Raw genomic sequence first — 14,058 nt, 5'->3', positions numbered from 1 at the left:
GGTCACGACACGTGCACCGGGACGCTCGTGACCACCACGCCGGGCAGGGCCCGCAACGCGGTCCGCAGCCGCTGCTCGGCGCGGCTGTGCAGCAACCGGTACCGCCGTCGGCGCAGCACCACCTCCGGCACGATCACGGTGAGCGTCAGCTCCGGGCTCGCGGTGTGCAGCGCCTCCAGGTAGTGCGCGAGCGGCCCGATCACCGACCGGTACGGCGACACGATCGTCTCCAGCTTCAGGTGATCCCCCCAGGTCCGCCACTGGTCCCGGAACCGGTCCGCCTCGTCCTGCGCCGGAGCGATGTGCACGGCGAGCGTCGGCCGCCCGAGCGACGTCGCGTACGCCAGCGCGCGCAGCGACGCCCGGTTCAGCCGGGCCACCGGCACGACCACCAGATGGCGTACCTGCTGGGGCAGTTCGTCGCACTCGGCGGGCGGCGCGGGCGGCGGCGAGTGCAGCGCCAGCGCGCCGTGCAGCCGGTCGTAGTGCCTGTGGATCCGGCGGAACAGCAGCACCAGCAGCGGCACGGCGACCACCACCACCCAGGCGCCCTCGGCGAACTTGGCGACCGCCGCGGTGAGCAGCACCAGCCCGGACAGCGCCGCACCGACCGCGTTCAGCGCGAGCCGGCGGTGCCATCCCTGCCCCCGGCGGCGCCGCCAGTGCACCACCATCCCGGTCTGGGACAGCGTGAAGGCGAGGAACACACCCACCGCGTAGAGCGGGATCAGCCGCTCGGTGTGCCCGCCGAACGCGACGAAGACCAGCGCGGCGGTCAGCGCCAGCGCCACCAGCCCGTTGCTGAACGCCAGCCGGTCGCCCATGTGCAGGAACCGGCGCGGCGCGTGGCCGTCCCGGGCCATGAAGAACAGCAGCCGGGGGAAGTCGTTGAACGCCGTGTTCGCGGCCAGCAGCAGGATCAACGCGGTGGTGGCCTGCAGGATGGCGTACCCGGGTCCGCTCGGGAACGTCACCCGGCCGAGCTGGGACAGCAGCGTCTGGTCCGCCCGGGGCGCCAGGCCGTCGAGGTGGATCAGCCCGACCAGGCCGGCGAAGAGCGTGACCAGCATGGCGACCATCCAGCCGAGTGTGGTGCGGGCGTTGCGCCACTCGGTCGGCCGGAACGCGGGCACCGCGTTGGAGACCGCCTCGATGCCGGTCATCGACACCGCGCCGGAGGAGAACGCGCGCAGCACCAGCAGCAGGCCCAGGCCCTCGGCGGCGGGCACCGAGGGTGGCGGCAGCGGCGCGAAACCCCGCGAGGCGGCCTTCGCGTACCCGACCGCCAGCACCGCGACCAGCACCACCACGAACGCGTACGTGGGCAGCACGAAGATGTTCCCGGCGGTGCGTACGCCGCGCAGGTTGCCGGCGAGCAGCACGGCGATCACCAGCACCCCGAGCGGCACGGTCCACGGGCCGAGCCCGGGTAGCGCCGACGTGACCGCGTGCAACCCGGCCGCCACCGACACCGACACGGTCAGCACGTAGTCGAGCATCAGCCCGGCCGCGGCGGCCAGTCCCGGCGTACGCCCGAGGTTGTCCCCCGCGACGATGTAGGAACCGGCGCCGTGCGGATAGGAAGGGATGGTCTGCCGGTAGGACAGGCCGACCGCGACCATCAGCACCACGAGCACTGCGGCGAGCGGCAGGGCCAGTCCCAGCGCGGCGCTCCCGGCCAGCACCAGCACCGCGAGCATCGCCTCCGGCCCGTACGCCACGGAGCTGAGCAGGTCCGAGGAGAGCACCGGCAGCGCGACCAGCTTGCGCATCCGCTCGTACAGCACCGACGCGCTGGACAGCGGCGGCCCGACCAGGGCCCGGCGGACCCGGGTGGCGGCCCGACCGGCCCGGCCGCCGGGCAGGTCGGCCGCCCCGGTGGCGACCAGCTCGCCCGGCTGCGCGACGGTGAACATGTCGATCGGCGCCAGCCGGCCGAACCGGGTGGGCGCCGGATGGTGGTCGTGCCGCCCGAGTGCGGGGTCGACCGGCAGGTCGCCCGCGTCGCGCGGGCCGCGCCAGCGTGCGCCGATCCGGCCGAGCGCCACCCGTTCCTTGTCGCCGAGCGGCGGGAACTCGGCCGAGGGCGTGACGACGGTGCCCGCCTCCGCCGCGTCGTCCCGGTCCGCCCCCACCCTGAGCACTTTCGTGCAAAACGGACCGCGCGGTGGCCGGAACGGCGCGACGCGTAGCAGTCCGACACCCGACCGACACGCAACGTCAACGAACCGTTACGATCGTGCGCGTCCCGGCGATGCCGGACAGACGTCCGGAGGCGTCCCTCATGCCCAGGTTCCAGGCGGTGCTGTTCGACTTCTTCGGCACCCTGACCCACGGCGCGCGGCGCGCAGCCGCCCACCGCGCCACCGCCGAGGCGCTCGGCTGCTCCACCGAGTCCCTGGTGGAGGTGCTGGACAGCAGCTACTACGAACGGGCCAGCGGGTCCTTCGGCGACGCCGAGTCGACGATGCGGTGGGTGTGCGCCCGGCTCGGCGTCCACCCGTCCGACGCGGCGGTACGCGCCGCCGTCGCCACCCGCCACCGGGCCGTGCGAGCCGGCACCCGGCTACGCGCCGAGGCGGTGCCGGTGCTGGCCGCGTTGCGCCACCAGGGCGTACGCACCGGGCTGGTGAGCGACTGCACGCACGAGCTGCCGGCGTTCCTGCCGCAGCTCGCCGTCGCGCCACTGCTCGACGCCCAGGTCTTCTCGGTACGGCTCGGACGCTGCAAGCCCGATCCGGCGCTCTACCTGGCCGCGTGTTACCGGCTCGGCCAGGAGCCCGCCGACTGCCTCTACGTCGGCGACGGCGACAGTCAAGAACTCACCGGGGCGGAGCGGGCCGGGCTGAGCGCGGTCCGGTTGGCCGCGCCGGACCTCGCCGACCACATGGTGCTCAACGCCGACCACGGCTTCCACGGGCCGTCGCTGGCCTCGCTGACGGACGTGCTCGGCCTGCTCGACCCGGTCCCCGTCGCCTGACCGCCTCGTCAACGGCTTCCGGCGGTCAACGGCGGCGGACGCGGTGCAGGCGGAACGGCTTGCGGACGGCCCGCACCACAGGCGCCGGCCGGGCCTGCTCACTGAGCGAACCGTCCGGCAGGTCGGCGCCGGTCACGGCGGTGCCGGCGGGCGCGAGCCGGTTGAGCGCGCAGCCCCGCGCCGCCCACCGCTCGACCAGCTCCGTGGCGGAGCCGGAGGCGTTGAGCCGCTTCGCCGCGACCAGCGGCGCGACGGTGTCCCACTCCTCGGTGCCCGGTCGCAGCCGGGTCACCCGCGCCGGCCAGGTGACGATCCGCCCGCCGTGATCGCCGCGCAGCGTCACGTCGGCGGTGTCGCTGTCGGCCAGCCCTGGCGCGGCCTGCTCACCGGGGCCGGTGACCACGAGCAGCGTGCCCTCCACCGGCAGGCACCACAGCGCGTACGCCGGGTCGCCGCCGGTGCTCACCCAGCAGACCGCGGCCTTCTTCACCGCCTCGTCCACGAGCGGCGGCGTCACCCGCTCGTCCACCTCGTCACTCACCCCGCCATCCTCCCCCATTCCCACCCCGGCTAGCCCCACCCCGCCCACCCGGCCCGCGGTGATCAAGGAGTTTGAGGGCGGAGGGCGGGGCGGTCAGCCGATGAATGGGGGGACGCTGATCTCGCCCCGGGCCACCGGCATCACCTGGCCGGAGACCGTCGCGCCCACCGCCAGCCCGCCGGAGGCGGTCACCGTGCAGTCGAGCGTGGAGGGCCGGTTGATCTCGATGCCCTGCCGGACGGTGTACTCCGCGCGGCCGTCGCCGGGAAGCAGGCCGCTGGCGACCAGCCACACGCCCAGCCCCAGGGCGGCCGAGCCGGTCGCCGGGTCCTCGGGCACGCCGAGCCCCGGCACGAATACCCGGGCGTGCGCGGTTTGCGAATCGGCGTCCCAGGAGAAGAGGCTGACGTGCTCCACTCCGTACCGCTGCGCCGCCGTCGTGTTCAACCGTGCCCGGGCCACCGCGTCCGGGCGTACCGGAAGGTAGGGGAACTCAAGGCCGCACCCGGCGACCCGGGGTGGTGGGCCGACGTGGTCCGGCCCGGTGAGGCCGACCATCTCCAGCAGCGGCTCCGGATCCAGTTCCGGGCCGAGCGTGGGCGTGCCGCCGGTGAGCGTCGCGCCGGTGGCCGTCACCTCGATCGGCAGGACGCCGGCGCCGCACTCCTGGGCGACCCGGCCGGCGCCGAACACCCCACGCCGGCTCGCGGTCACCGCGGCGCCGACGCTCGGGTGCCCGGCGAACGGCAGCTCGTCGGCCGGGGTGAAGATCCGGGCCCGGTAGGTGGCGCCCACCTGCGTCGGGGGCAGCACGAAGACCGTCTCGGACAGGTTGAACTCCAGCGCGAGCGCCTGCATCTGCTCGGTGGCCAGCCCTTCCGCGCCGAACACCACGGCCAGCGGGTTGCCGGCGAACGGGCGGTCGGTGAAGACGTCCACAATCTCGTAGCCCAAGGTCGACATGTTGCTAGAGAGTAGGCCCTTAGGCTGGTGCCCGTGAGCACGCCGAACCGGGTCTACCTCGCTCGACTCGCCGGAGTCGCCGTCTTCGACCCGAACGGCGACCAGGTCGGCCGCGTCCGGGACGCGGTGGCCCGGATACGCGCGACCCAGCGACCGCCGGAGGTGGTCGGCCTGGTCGCCGAGATGCCGATGCGACGGCGCATCTTCCTGTCCATCAACCGGATCACCTCCATCGACCCGGACGCGGTGGTGCTCGGCAGCGGCACGCTCAACCTGCGCCGCTTCGAGAAGCGCCCGAACGAGCTGCTGGTGCTCCAGGAGCTGCTCGACCGGCGGGTCCAGCTCGACAGCGGGCAGGCCGGCTCGGTGGTGGACGTGGCGATGGAGCACAGCCGCGGCGGCGAGTGGGCGCTGAGCCGGGTCGCCGTCCGCGAGCACACCGGCCGGCTCACCCGCCGCGGCCACCTCCACCAGGTCGACTGGGACCGGGTCCGCGGCCTGGGCACGGTCGGCGACAACCGGGGTACGGCGAACCTGCTCGCCGTACTGGAGGACCTGCGCCCGGCCGACCTGGCGAACGCCCTGCAGGACCTGCCGGACTCCCGGCGCAACGAGGTGGCCGCCGCGCTCGACGACGAACGCCTGGCTGATGTGCTGAGCGAGCTGCCCGAGCGCGACCAGGTGGAGATCCTGGCCGCGCTGGACCGCCAGCGGGCCGCCGACATCCTGGAGGAGATGGAACCGGACGACGCGGCCGACCTGCTGAACGAGCTGCCCCTGCCGGAGCAGGACGTGCTGCTGGACCTGATGGAGCCAAACGAGGCCGACCCGGTACGCCAGCTGCTGCGCTACGCCTCCGGCACCGCCGGCAGCGTGATGACCTCGGAGCCGGTGATCCTGCCGCCGGACGCCACGGTGGCGGAGGCGCTGGCCCGGATCCGGGAGGCGCAACTGTCCCCCGCGGTGGCGGCACAGGTCTTCGTGGCCCGCGCCCCGCTGACCACACCGACCGGCCGCTACCTGGGCATGGTGCACTTCCAGCAGTTGCTCCGCGAACCGCCGGCCGACCTGCTCGGCGGCATCGTGGCGAACGACATCGACCCGCTGCGCACGTCGACCCCGCTGCCCGAGATCACCCGCCGGATGGCCACGTACGACATGGTCGGCATGCCGGTGGTGGACCGGAACAACCGGCTGGTCGGCGCGGTGACAGTGGACGACGTGCTGGACCACTCCCTGCCGCGGGACTGGCGGGACCGGGACGCGGCAATCCCCTCGTCCGCCACCGACGACGCAATCCTGGACGGCGACGATGAGTGATCAGCGACGGGGCGACCGGCTGGACCAGCCACGCGCCCCGCGAAACCTGCGGCTGCCCCGAGTCGACGCGGAGACGTTCGGCCGCTGGGCCGAGGGCATCGCCCGGGGCATGGGCACGGCGAACTTCCTCGTCTACATGACGCTGACCCTGGTGGCCTGGTTCCTGTGGAACACGCTGGCCCCGGCGGATCTGCGCTTCGACCCGTACACCTTCACGTTCTTGACCTTGATCCTCTCCCTCCAGGCGTCCTACGCGGCGCCGCTGATCCTGCTCGCGCAGAACCGGCAGGCGGACCGGGACCGGATCGCGATGGACGAGGACCGGCGGCGGGCCACGCTGCAGAAGGCCGACACGGAGTACCTGGCCCGGGAGATCGCCGCGCTGCGGATCGCGATGGGTGACGTGGCGACCCGGGACTTCCTGCGCTCGGAGCTGACCCGGCTGGGTGAGGAACTGGACGAGGCGGCCGAGCGGCGGCGCAAGCGGGAGCGGCGGCACCAGGAGCGCGAGGGCCGGCGGACGGGCGGCGGTGAGCCGCTGGACGAGCCCCGGGACGAGCTGGACAGCGACTACGCGCGCGACCGCTGACCGGTCATCGAATCGCTCACACCGCCCCCGCCAGCGGCGGTGGCGGATGACCCGCGACGTAGCATTGCGGGCATGTCAGCACCCGTCAGCACCGTCTCCGACGCGATCCAGGCCGCCCTGGCCACCGTCAACGACCCGGAGATCCGCCGGCCCATCACCGAACTCGGCATGGTCCAGTCCGCCGAGCGCGACGAGGACGGCGTGGTCCGGGTGGAGCTGCTGCTCACCGTGGCCGGCTGCCCGCTGAAGGACAAGCTGCGCAGTGACATCACCGCCGCCGTGGGCGCGGTGCCCGGCGTGAGCGGGGTCGAGATCATCTTCGGCGTGATGAGCCCGGAGCAGCGCCAGGAGCTGCAGTCGAAGCTGCGCGGCGGTGGCGCCACGGCCGAGCCGGTGATCCCGTTCGCCCAGCCCGGTTCGCGGACGCGCGTCTACGCGGTCGCCAGCGGCAAGGGCGGTGTCGGCAAGTCCAGCGTCACCGTCAACCTGGCCGCCGCGCTGGCCTCCCGGGGCCTGTCGGTGGGCGTGGTGGACGCGGACATCTACGGTCACTCGGTGCCCCGGATGCTCGGCGCCGACGGTGCGCCGACCCGCGTCGAGGACATGATCATGCCGCCGCAGTCGCACGGCGTGAAGGTCATCTCGATCGGCATGTTCACCCCCGGCAACGCCGCCGTGGTCTGGCGCGGGCCGATGCTGCACCGGGCGCTGCAGCAGTTCCTCGCCGACGTCTACTGGGGTGACCTGGACGTCCTCCTGCTCGACCTGCCGCCGGGCACCGGCGACATCGCGATCTCGGTGGCCCAGTTGCTGCCGAACGCGGAGATCCTGGTCGTCACCACGCCGCAGGCGGCCGCCGCCGAGGTGGCCGAGCGGGCCGGCGCGATCTCGTTGCAGACCCACCAGCGGGTGGTCGGCGTCATCGAGAACATGTCCTGGCTGGAGATGCCGGACGGCTCCCGGATGGAGGTCTTCGGGGCCGGTGGCGGCGCGGCGGTGGCCGAGTCGCTGACCCGCACGATCGGCGCTCAGGTGCCGGTGCTGGGGCAGATCCCGCTGGACACCCGGGTCCGCGAGGGCGGCGACGCCGGTCAGCCGATCGTGCTGGCCCAGCCGGACGCCCCGGCCGCGAAGGCGCTGTTCCAGGTCGCCGACCGCCTGGCCGTGCGCCGTGAGTCCCTGCTCGGCAAGCCCTTGGGCCTCAAGCCCGCCGGCCGCTAGCCCGCGCCGCTCCCCCGCTTCCGTCGCCCCTTCCCGCCAAGCGGGAGGGGGCGACCCCTTTTCAGCAGACGATCATGAGGTTGGCGGTCGCCGGAGCGGCGTGTCGCGCCGTCAACTTCATGATCGACCGCGAAGGAGTGGCGCTCAGGTGGCGTCGTCGTAGGACGGGCGGGGGGCCGGGGGCGCGGGGGTGGATGCGGGGGCGCTGGTGGCGACCCTCGGGGTGCGCAGGTCGGCGGCCTTGGCCACGTCCTTCAGCTCGTCGTGCACGCCTGTGACGTCCGAGCGCAGGTTGTCGTACATGCCCTGGAGCGGCTTGCGGATCGCCCGCTCGTCTTCCTCGCTGAGCAGGTGCTTGCGGATGAACGCCTTGGGGTGCAGATCCTCCAGCTGGATGTCCGTACCCAGCTCGCGACTCAGGTCGCCGGTGGCGTCGCGCGCCATGTTGCGCAGGTTGCGGACCATCCGGAGGCCGTCGCTGATCACGTTGGGCAGCCGGTCCCCGAAGATCAACAGCGCCAGGAGCAGCAGGACGCCGATCTCCCACCAGTTCAGGTTCTCGAACACCGCGGCCTCCTCGTCCGTGTCAGGGCAAGACTACGCACGTCAGGTGACCATCCGGGAGGGGGTGACCGCTGCTTACTTCGCGTCAGCGGCGAGCGTCACCGACGCGTTCTGCCGCGACGAGCCGCGCCGGTACTCGACAGTCACCACCGAACCGGGCGCGTACTTGCGCACCAGGGCCACCAGGTCGGTCGGATCGGTCATCGGGTGGCCGTCCAGCCGCAGCACCACGTCCCCGGTACGCAGTCCGGCGGCCGCCGCCGGGCCGGCCGGCTCGACCGCGTTGAGGCGTACCCCGCCGCCGGCGGCGCCGGTGCCGCCGACCTGGGCGCCGATCACCGTACGCCGGGCCTTGCCGGTGCCGATGATGTCCTCGGTGATCCGCTTCGCCTGGTTGATCGGGATGGCGAAGGCGAGGCCGATGTTGCCCGCCTCCTGCCCGTCGGCCACCAGCGACTTGATCGTCGAGTTCACCCCGACCACCCGCCCGGCGCCGTCGACGAGCGGGCCGCCGGAGTTGCCGTGGTTGACCGCGGCGTCGGTCTGGATCGCCGCGTAGTAGCGGGTCGGCCCGCCCGGCTCACCGGCCTGCATGGTCCGGTCCAGCGCGCTCACGATGCCGGCGGTGACGGTGTTGGCGAGCGACAACGGTGACCCGATGGCGAGCACCGGGTCGCCGACGGCGAGCGCGTCGGAGTCGCCGAACTGCACCGGGGCCAGCCCGGTGCGGGAGACCTTGATCACGGCGAGGTCCGACTCCGGGTCCTGCCCGACCACGGTGGCGGCCGCGGTGCTGCCGTCGTTGAAAACGACTGTGGCCTTGCCCGGGCCGTCGGCGACCACGTGGTCGTTCGTGACGATGTGGCCCTCGCTGGTCACCACGAAGCCGGAGCCCTCGCTGGTGCCGCCGAGGCTGACCACGCGGATGGTGACCACGCTGGGCAGGACCCGCTCGGCCACCCCGGCCAGCGACTCGGGCTTGCGCTGGGCCAGCGCCGGGGCCTGCCCGGACTGCGCGCCGATCGTCGGCACGTCGCCGCCGCGCAGGAACGCGTACGTCAGGGCGCTGCCCAGGGAACCGGCCAGCAGCGCCGTGACCAGCGAAATCAGCACCACCTGGCGCAGCCCTGGCCGGGTCGGCAGATCGGGGTCGACGACCGGCTCCGGCTCCCCCGCACCGGGTGCCGGCGCCGCCGGAACCACCACTGCGGCGGGCGCGTACGGGTCTCGCCAGGGGTCGGCCAGCGCGTCGGACCACCACGGCGAGGGCGCCTGACCCGGGGCGTCCTGCGGCGGTCGTCCGGACGCCGGCCCACCCGGTGCCGGCGATCCGCCGGGCCGCCGCCAGTCCCAGCCGTCGGTCACGTCGGTGCCTCCCACTCCGTCCCGCTGGCCCCGCGCCGGCGGCCGGCGGAGCCGGACGACAGTGACGCGCGGGACGCATCCAGGATTACACGGATGGCGCGGATGGGGTCAGGGGTTGCCGTCGGTGAGCACTCGGCGGCGGACTCGCGGCTGCGCCGGTACCGGCCCGCCTCTACGCTCACAGTGCATACCGCCCCTCGCACCAGTCCGCCCCTCGGAGGTGTCCCATCGCCACGGTCGCCGGTCACGGCAGTTCGACGGCCCAGGCACTTCACTTCGCCGAGTCTTTCGTCCCCGAGGATCTCGTGCTGCGCACGGCCCGCGCCCTCGCCCACGAGGTGGGGGTGGAAGCGGTCACGCCCGGCTCGGGCGCCGCGCTGCGGCTGCTCGCCGCCGCCGGCAACGCCCGGGCGGTGGTGGAGATCGGCACCGGCACCGGCGTGAGCGGCGTGTGGCTGCTGCGCGGCATGCGCCCGGACGGGGTGCTCACCACGATCGACGTCGAGGTCGAATACCAGCGCATCGCCCGACGGCTGTTCCAGGAGGCGGGCTTTCCGTCGGGGCGTACCCGGATCATCACCGGCCGGGCCCTCGACGTGCTGCCCCGGCTCGCGGACGGCGCCTACGACCTGGTCTTCGTGGACGCGGTCGCGACCGGCTTCGCCGCGTACGTGGACGCGGCGCTGCGGCTGCTGCGCCCCGGCGGGGTGCTCGCGCTCAACGGCGCGCTGGCGGCCGGCCGGATCAGCGACCCGGCCGCGCGCGACGTCGAGACGGTCACCGTGCGGGAGACGATCAAGGCGATCCGCGAGTCGGAGCAGTGGGTGCCCGCGCTGCTGCCGGTCGGCCCCGGCCTGCTCGCCGCCGTGAAGGCCTGACCCAGGCCCGACTCAGTCCAGCGTCGCCAGCCAGCGCAGCAGCCCGCGCACGCCCCAGCCGGTGGCGCCCTTGACCAGCTCGCCGTGCGTGTCGTCGGACCACGACGGCGCGGACATGTCCAGGTGCGCCCACCGGTCCCGCAGGTCGCCGGTGAACTCCCGCAGGAACAGCGCGGCCACCACCGAACCGGCGCCCTGCGCGGGCGAACTGTGCAGGTCGGCGACGTCACTGGCCAGGTATTCCAGGTAGTCGTCGGCGAGCGGCATCCGCCAGGCCCGCTCGCCGGCCGCGGTGATCGCGTCGAGCAGGCCGGCGGCGAGCCTGTCGTTCTCGCTGTAGAGCGCGGCGTGCCGCTTGCCCAGGGCGACCGCGTTCGCGCCGGTCAGCGTCGCCAGGTCGATCAGCAGGTCGGGCTTCAGCTCGCGGACGGCGTACGCCAGCGCGTCGGCGAGCACCAGCCGGCCCTCGGCGTCGGAGTTGGTGCTCTCGCTGGTCAGCCCGCCGTAGTGCCGGATCACGTCGCCGGGGCGGAACGCCGAGCCGCTGACCATGTTCTCGGCGAGCGGGGCGAGCGTGGTGATGCGTACCGGCAGGCGCAGCTCGGCGGCGCCGAGCGTCGCGGCGATCACCGCGGCGGCGCCGGCCATGTCCTTGCGCATCAGCCTCATGGCCGGCACCGGCTTGATCGAGATACCGCCGGTGTCGAACGTGATGCCCTTGCCCACGAGCACCACGTGGGTACGCGCGCCCTCGGGCCGCCAGTCCAGCTCCACCAGGCGCGGGCCGCTCGCGGATCCGCCGCCGACGGCCAGCAGACCGCCGAAGCCCTCGGCCGCCAGTTCCTCCGGGCCACGGACCCGCAGGTGCAGGCCGGGGTGTCCGGACGCGGCCTCGGCCACCTGCGCGGCGAACCACTCCGGGTTCTTGGTGGACGAGGGCATGTTGGTCAGGTCCCGGGCGAGCCGGGTCGTCTCGGCGGTGGCCCGGGCGGCGGCGAGCGTGCCGGCGAGCGCCTCCGGGTCGTCGACGAGCACCGCCACCTCGGCCAGGGCGGACCGGCCGCCGGCCTCGGTCAGGCGGAACCGGTACGAGCCGAGCAGCAGCCCTTCGGCCAGGCCGCGCAGTGCCGCCGTCGCCTCGCCGGGAAGCGCGATGGTGATCTGTGTCTCATCCTTCGCCGCGCGAGCCAGCGCCGCCCCGGCGGTACGCCAATCGCGCTCGTCGCCGTCGCCGACACCGAGGAGCCACAGCCGCGCCGGTGAGCCGCCGGGACGCAGGTGCTCCCGCACCTCACCTGCCGCGCCGGTGAGCCGGGTGGCGGGCAGCACGGCGGCGGCCTCGGCCCGCACGTCGTCGCCGATCGGCACGTCGGTCGACACCAGCCGGGCCGGGGAGTCCGCCGGGGCCGACGAGTCCGGGGAGTCCGACGAGCCCGGGGAATCCGGCCCTCCGGGGCGGACGGGCAGGACGAGAGCGTCGGGCCCCGCGGGCCCACTCACCAGACGAATGACCAGCACGCTGGACCGTACCTCCGAAAAGGGGTGAACAGGCACGTTTTATGGCGCACCCGTCGAGAAAGACCCTGAGCCACCGGGCAGCCCGGTGGCTCAGGGTAGGACGAACCGCCCGCGCGGCGGATGCCGTGCGGGACACTCCTCGAATCAGCCCGCGGCCGCCTTCAGCGCGTCACCGAGCGCGGTGGCCTCGTCGGGAGTCATCTCGACGACGAGCCGGCCACCACCCTCCAGCGGGACCCGCATGACGATGCCCCGGCCCTCCTTGGTGACTTCCAGCGGACCGTCGCCCGTCCGCGGCTTCATCGCCGCCATGTTGTCTCCCCTCAGACCTACACCAGGGTCGGTGAGTTGCCCCACAGCCACTTCGCCATCGCCATCCGCAACATCACGGAAGGCTCGACCAACGATTTTCCCTGATGAACACCGCCGGACCCAAACCGAAGCAGCATTGATGTAACAGCATCTAGCTTATCTTGGATAGGCCTGTCACAATGTGCGGTCATGCAGGCACGGTCGGCACTCTTCGACCTGTACGGCGACCACCTCCGGGCCCGGGGTGGCCGCGCACCGGTCGCCGCCCTGGTCAAGCTGCTCGCCCCGTTGGGGATCGCCCCACCGGCGGTACGCACCGCGGTCTCCCGGATGGTCCGCCAGGGCTGGCTGGAACCGCTCCGGCTCGCGTCCGGACCGGGATATTCGATCACCCCGAAGGCGGCTCGTCGACTCGACGAGGCGGCGTCCCGGATCTACCGGACCGGGCGGCACAGTTGGGACGGGCGGTTCGATCTCCTGGTGCTCACCGCGCCCGCCTCCCGACGGGACCGGCAGCGGCTCGCCGCCAACCTCTCCTTCCTCGGCTACGGCACGCTCGACGACTGCACCTGGGTGGCCACCCGCCCGGGGGAGGACGTCGACCTGCTGCTCGACGAGGCGGGCGTGCGCTTCGAGCGGTTCACCGCCGCGCACGCGGCGGGCACGCCCGGCGCGATGGGCGTGGTCCGCCGCGCCTGGGACCTGGCCGAGATCGGCCGGGCGTACGAACGCTTCGTCGCCGAGCAGAAGCCGCTGCTGTCCGGCATCACGGTGCGCAGCAACGACGAGGACGCCTACGCAGCCCGGTTCCGGCTCGTGCACGCATGGCGTACGTTCCTGTTCCGGGATCCGCAACTGCCCCCGGCACTGCTGCCCGAGCGCTGGCCGGGCACCAGCGCGGCCGCCTTCTTCGACCGGCACGCGGCCCGGCTCCGGCCGGCCGCCGACCGGTACGTCGAGCAGTGCCTCGACGCCAGCAACCGCCTCGCCCGACAGAAGGGTCGTTAGAACGTGACCGAGCCGCTGCTCGTCGACCGCACCGACGCCGTCGTCACCCTGACACTGAACCGCCCGAAGGCGATGAACTCGCTCGACGTGGCGCTCAAGGAGGCGCTCCGGGACACCCTGGCCGAGCTGGAGACCGACCGCTCCTGCCGGGCGGTCGTGCTCGCCGGCGCGGGCGGCTCGTTCAGCGCCGGGCAGGACCTGCGCGAGCACGTGCGGACGCTCGAAACCGCGGACGCCGACCCGCTGGGCACGGTCCGGACGCACTACAACCCGATCGCCGCCCGGCTGGCCAACCTCCCCAAGCCGGTGATCGCCGCGGTGCGCGGGATGGCCGCCGGGGCCGGCGCCTCGCTGGCGTTCCTCGCCGACTTCCGCATCGGCGGCCCGAAGACCCGGTTCCTGATGGCGTTCGCCGGGGTGGGGCTCGCCGCCGACACCGGCGCCTCCTGGACGCTGCCCCGGCTGGTCGGCCACGCCAAGGCCGTCGAGCTGCTGATGCTCGCCGAGCCGGTCGGCGCCGACGACGCCTGCCGGCTCGGCCTGCTGACGAAGCTGGTGGACGACGACGAGCAGGTGCTCCCGACCGCGCAGGAACTGGCCGCGCGACTCGCCGCCGGCCCGACCGTCGCGTACGGGGCGATCAAGCGCCAGCTCTCCATCGCCGACGCGGGCACGCTCGCCGACGCGCTGGCCGCCGAGGCGCAGGCGCAGGCGATCTGCGGCGCCACCGCCGACCACCGGGCCGCCACGAAGGCGTTCGTGGAGAAGCAGAAGCCGGTCTTCCAGGGCCGCTGACCGC

The 14,058-nt window shown here is 73.7% G+C and carries 14 protein-coding genes; 7 read left to right on the top strand and 7 right to left on the bottom strand.

Annotation, left to right across the window (positions count from 1 at the left end):
* Positions 1–2: 2 nt before the first annotated feature.
* A complete protein-coding gene (locus tag ACFYO8_RS10920; protein WP_354864572.1) occupies positions 3–2,135 on the bottom strand; it encodes an APC family permease in 2,133 nt (710 codons plus the stop codon).
* Between the two features lie 149 nt (positions 2,136–2,284).
* On the opposite strand from ACFYO8_RS10920, the gene ACFYO8_RS10915 reads away from it, so the two are divergent.
* Complete coding sequence (locus ACFYO8_RS10915; RefSeq protein WP_354864570.1) at positions 2,285–2,980, top strand: HAD family hydrolase; 696 nt, start codon at positions 2,285–2,287, stop codon at positions 2,978–2,980.
* A 25-nt stretch (positions 2,981–3,005) separates the two neighbouring features.
* On the opposite strand, the gene ACFYO8_RS10910 is transcribed toward ACFYO8_RS10915, so the two are convergent.
* Together ACFYO8_RS10910 and ACFYO8_RS10905 are read right to left on the bottom strand one after the other, a co-directional pair.
* Positions 3,006–3,539, bottom strand: coding sequence for a hypothetical protein (locus ACFYO8_RS10910; protein ID WP_354864568.1), 534 nt, complete (start codon positions 3,537–3,539; stop codon positions 3,006–3,008).
* A gap of 75 nt (positions 3,540–3,614) precedes the next feature.
* Positions 3,615–4,484 (bottom strand): PhzF family phenazine biosynthesis protein, encoded by an 870-nt coding sequence (locus ACFYO8_RS10905; RefSeq protein WP_354864566.1) that lies wholly within the window; start codon positions 4,482–4,484, stop codon positions 3,615–3,617.
* Between the two features lie 33 nt (positions 4,485–4,517).
* Here ACFYO8_RS10905 and ACFYO8_RS10900 point away from each other — a divergent pair, with 33 nt between their 5' ends.
* From ACFYO8_RS10900 to ACFYO8_RS10890, 3 genes are all read left to right on the top strand, one after another.
* Positions 4,518–5,804, top strand: coding sequence for a magnesium transporter MgtE N-terminal domain-containing protein (locus ACFYO8_RS10900; RefSeq protein ID WP_354864564.1), 1,287 nt, complete (start codon positions 4,518–4,520; stop codon positions 5,802–5,804).
* Complete coding sequence (locus tag ACFYO8_RS10895) at positions 5,797–6,393, top strand: DUF1003 domain-containing protein (RefSeq protein ID WP_354864562.1); 597 nt, start codon at positions 5,797–5,799, stop codon at positions 6,391–6,393. Before ACFYO8_RS10900 ends, ACFYO8_RS10895 begins: the two co-directional genes overlap by 8 nt.
* A 72-nt stretch (positions 6,394–6,465) precedes the next feature.
* Entirely contained in the window at positions 6,466–7,614 is a 1,149-nt protein-coding gene (locus ACFYO8_RS10890; RefSeq protein ID WP_091415052.1) for an Mrp/NBP35 family ATP-binding protein, read from the top strand.
* A gap of 144 nt (positions 7,615–7,758) precedes the next feature.
* On the opposite strand, the gene ACFYO8_RS10885 is transcribed toward ACFYO8_RS10890, so the two are convergent.
* Both ACFYO8_RS10885 and ACFYO8_RS10880 read right to left on the bottom strand, forming a co-directional pair.
* Positions 7,759–8,181, bottom strand: coding sequence for a preprotein translocase subunit TatB (locus ACFYO8_RS10885; protein WP_354864559.1), 423 nt, complete (start codon positions 8,179–8,181; stop codon positions 7,759–7,761).
* 72 nt (positions 8,182–8,253) lie between these two features.
* Complete coding sequence (locus tag ACFYO8_RS10880; RefSeq protein WP_354864557.1) at positions 8,254–9,558, bottom strand: trypsin-like peptidase domain-containing protein; 1,305 nt, start codon at positions 9,556–9,558, stop codon at positions 8,254–8,256.
* A 290-nt stretch (positions 9,559–9,848) separates the two neighbouring features.
* Between ACFYO8_RS10880 and ACFYO8_RS10875 the strand changes: the two genes are divergently transcribed.
* Positions 9,849–10,421, top strand: coding sequence for an O-methyltransferase (locus ACFYO8_RS10875; protein WP_354864555.1), 573 nt, complete (start codon positions 9,849–9,851; stop codon positions 10,419–10,421).
* A 12-nt stretch (positions 10,422–10,433) separates the two neighbouring features.
* On the opposite strand, the gene ACFYO8_RS10870 is transcribed toward ACFYO8_RS10875, so the two are convergent.
* Positions 10,434–11,939, bottom strand: coding sequence for a leucyl aminopeptidase family protein (locus tag ACFYO8_RS10870; protein WP_354864553.1), 1,506 nt, complete (start codon positions 11,937–11,939; stop codon positions 10,434–10,436).
* Between the two features lie 144 nt (positions 11,940–12,083).
* Positions 12,084–12,251: a DUF3117 domain-containing protein gene (locus tag ACFYO8_RS10865; protein WP_013283866.1), complete on the bottom strand. Its 168-nt coding sequence runs from the start codon at positions 12,249–12,251 to the stop codon at positions 12,084–12,086.
* 189 nt (positions 12,252–12,440) lie between these two features.
* Here ACFYO8_RS10865 and ACFYO8_RS10860 point away from each other — a divergent pair, with 189 nt between their 5' ends.
* Both ACFYO8_RS10860 and ACFYO8_RS10855 read left to right on the top strand, forming a co-directional pair.
* Positions 12,441–13,259, top strand: coding sequence for a PaaX family transcriptional regulator C-terminal domain-containing protein (locus ACFYO8_RS10860; RefSeq protein ID WP_354864550.1), 819 nt, complete (start codon positions 12,441–12,443; stop codon positions 13,257–13,259).
* 3 nt (positions 13,260–13,262) lie between these two features.
* Positions 13,263–14,054 (top strand): enoyl-CoA hydratase-related protein, encoded by a 792-nt coding sequence (locus ACFYO8_RS10855; RefSeq protein ID WP_354864548.1) that lies wholly within the window; start codon positions 13,263–13,265, stop codon positions 14,052–14,054.
* Positions 14,055–14,058: the final 4 nt, after the last annotated feature.

The organism is Micromonospora sp. NPDC005257 (assembly GCF_042872445.1).
GTDB lineage: Bacteria > Actinomycetota > Actinomycetes > Mycobacteriales > Micromonosporaceae > Micromonospora.
This window is presented reverse-complemented; position numbering and strand designations above follow the sequence as displayed.

Excerpts from the sequence above, each read along its gene's own strand:
- ACFYO8_RS10915 (WP_354864570.1), top strand. The coding sequence starts at position 2,285 with ATGCCCAGGTTCCAGGCGGTGCTGTTCGACTTCTTCGGCACCCTGACC.
- ACFYO8_RS10910 (WP_354864568.1), bottom strand. The coding sequence starts at position 3,539 with ATGGGGGAGGATGGCGGGGTGAGTGACGAGGTGGACGAGCGGGTGACG.
- ACFYO8_RS10905 (WP_354864566.1), bottom strand. The coding sequence starts at position 4,484 with ATGTCGACCTTGGGCTACGAGATTGTGGACGTCTTCACCGACCGCCCG.
- ACFYO8_RS10895 (WP_354864562.1), top strand. The coding sequence starts at position 5,797 with ATGAGTGATCAGCGACGGGGCGACCGGCTGGACCAGCCACGCGCCCCG.
- ACFYO8_RS10890 (WP_091415052.1), top strand. The coding sequence starts at position 6,466 with ATGTCAGCACCCGTCAGCACCGTCTCCGACGCGATCCAGGCCGCCCTG.
- ACFYO8_RS10865 (WP_013283866.1), bottom strand. The coding sequence starts at position 12,251 with ATGGCGGCGATGAAGCCGCGGACGGGCGACGGTCCGCTGGAAGTCACC.
- ACFYO8_RS10860 (WP_354864550.1), top strand. The coding sequence starts at position 12,441 with ATGCAGGCACGGTCGGCACTCTTCGACCTGTACGGCGACCACCTCCGG.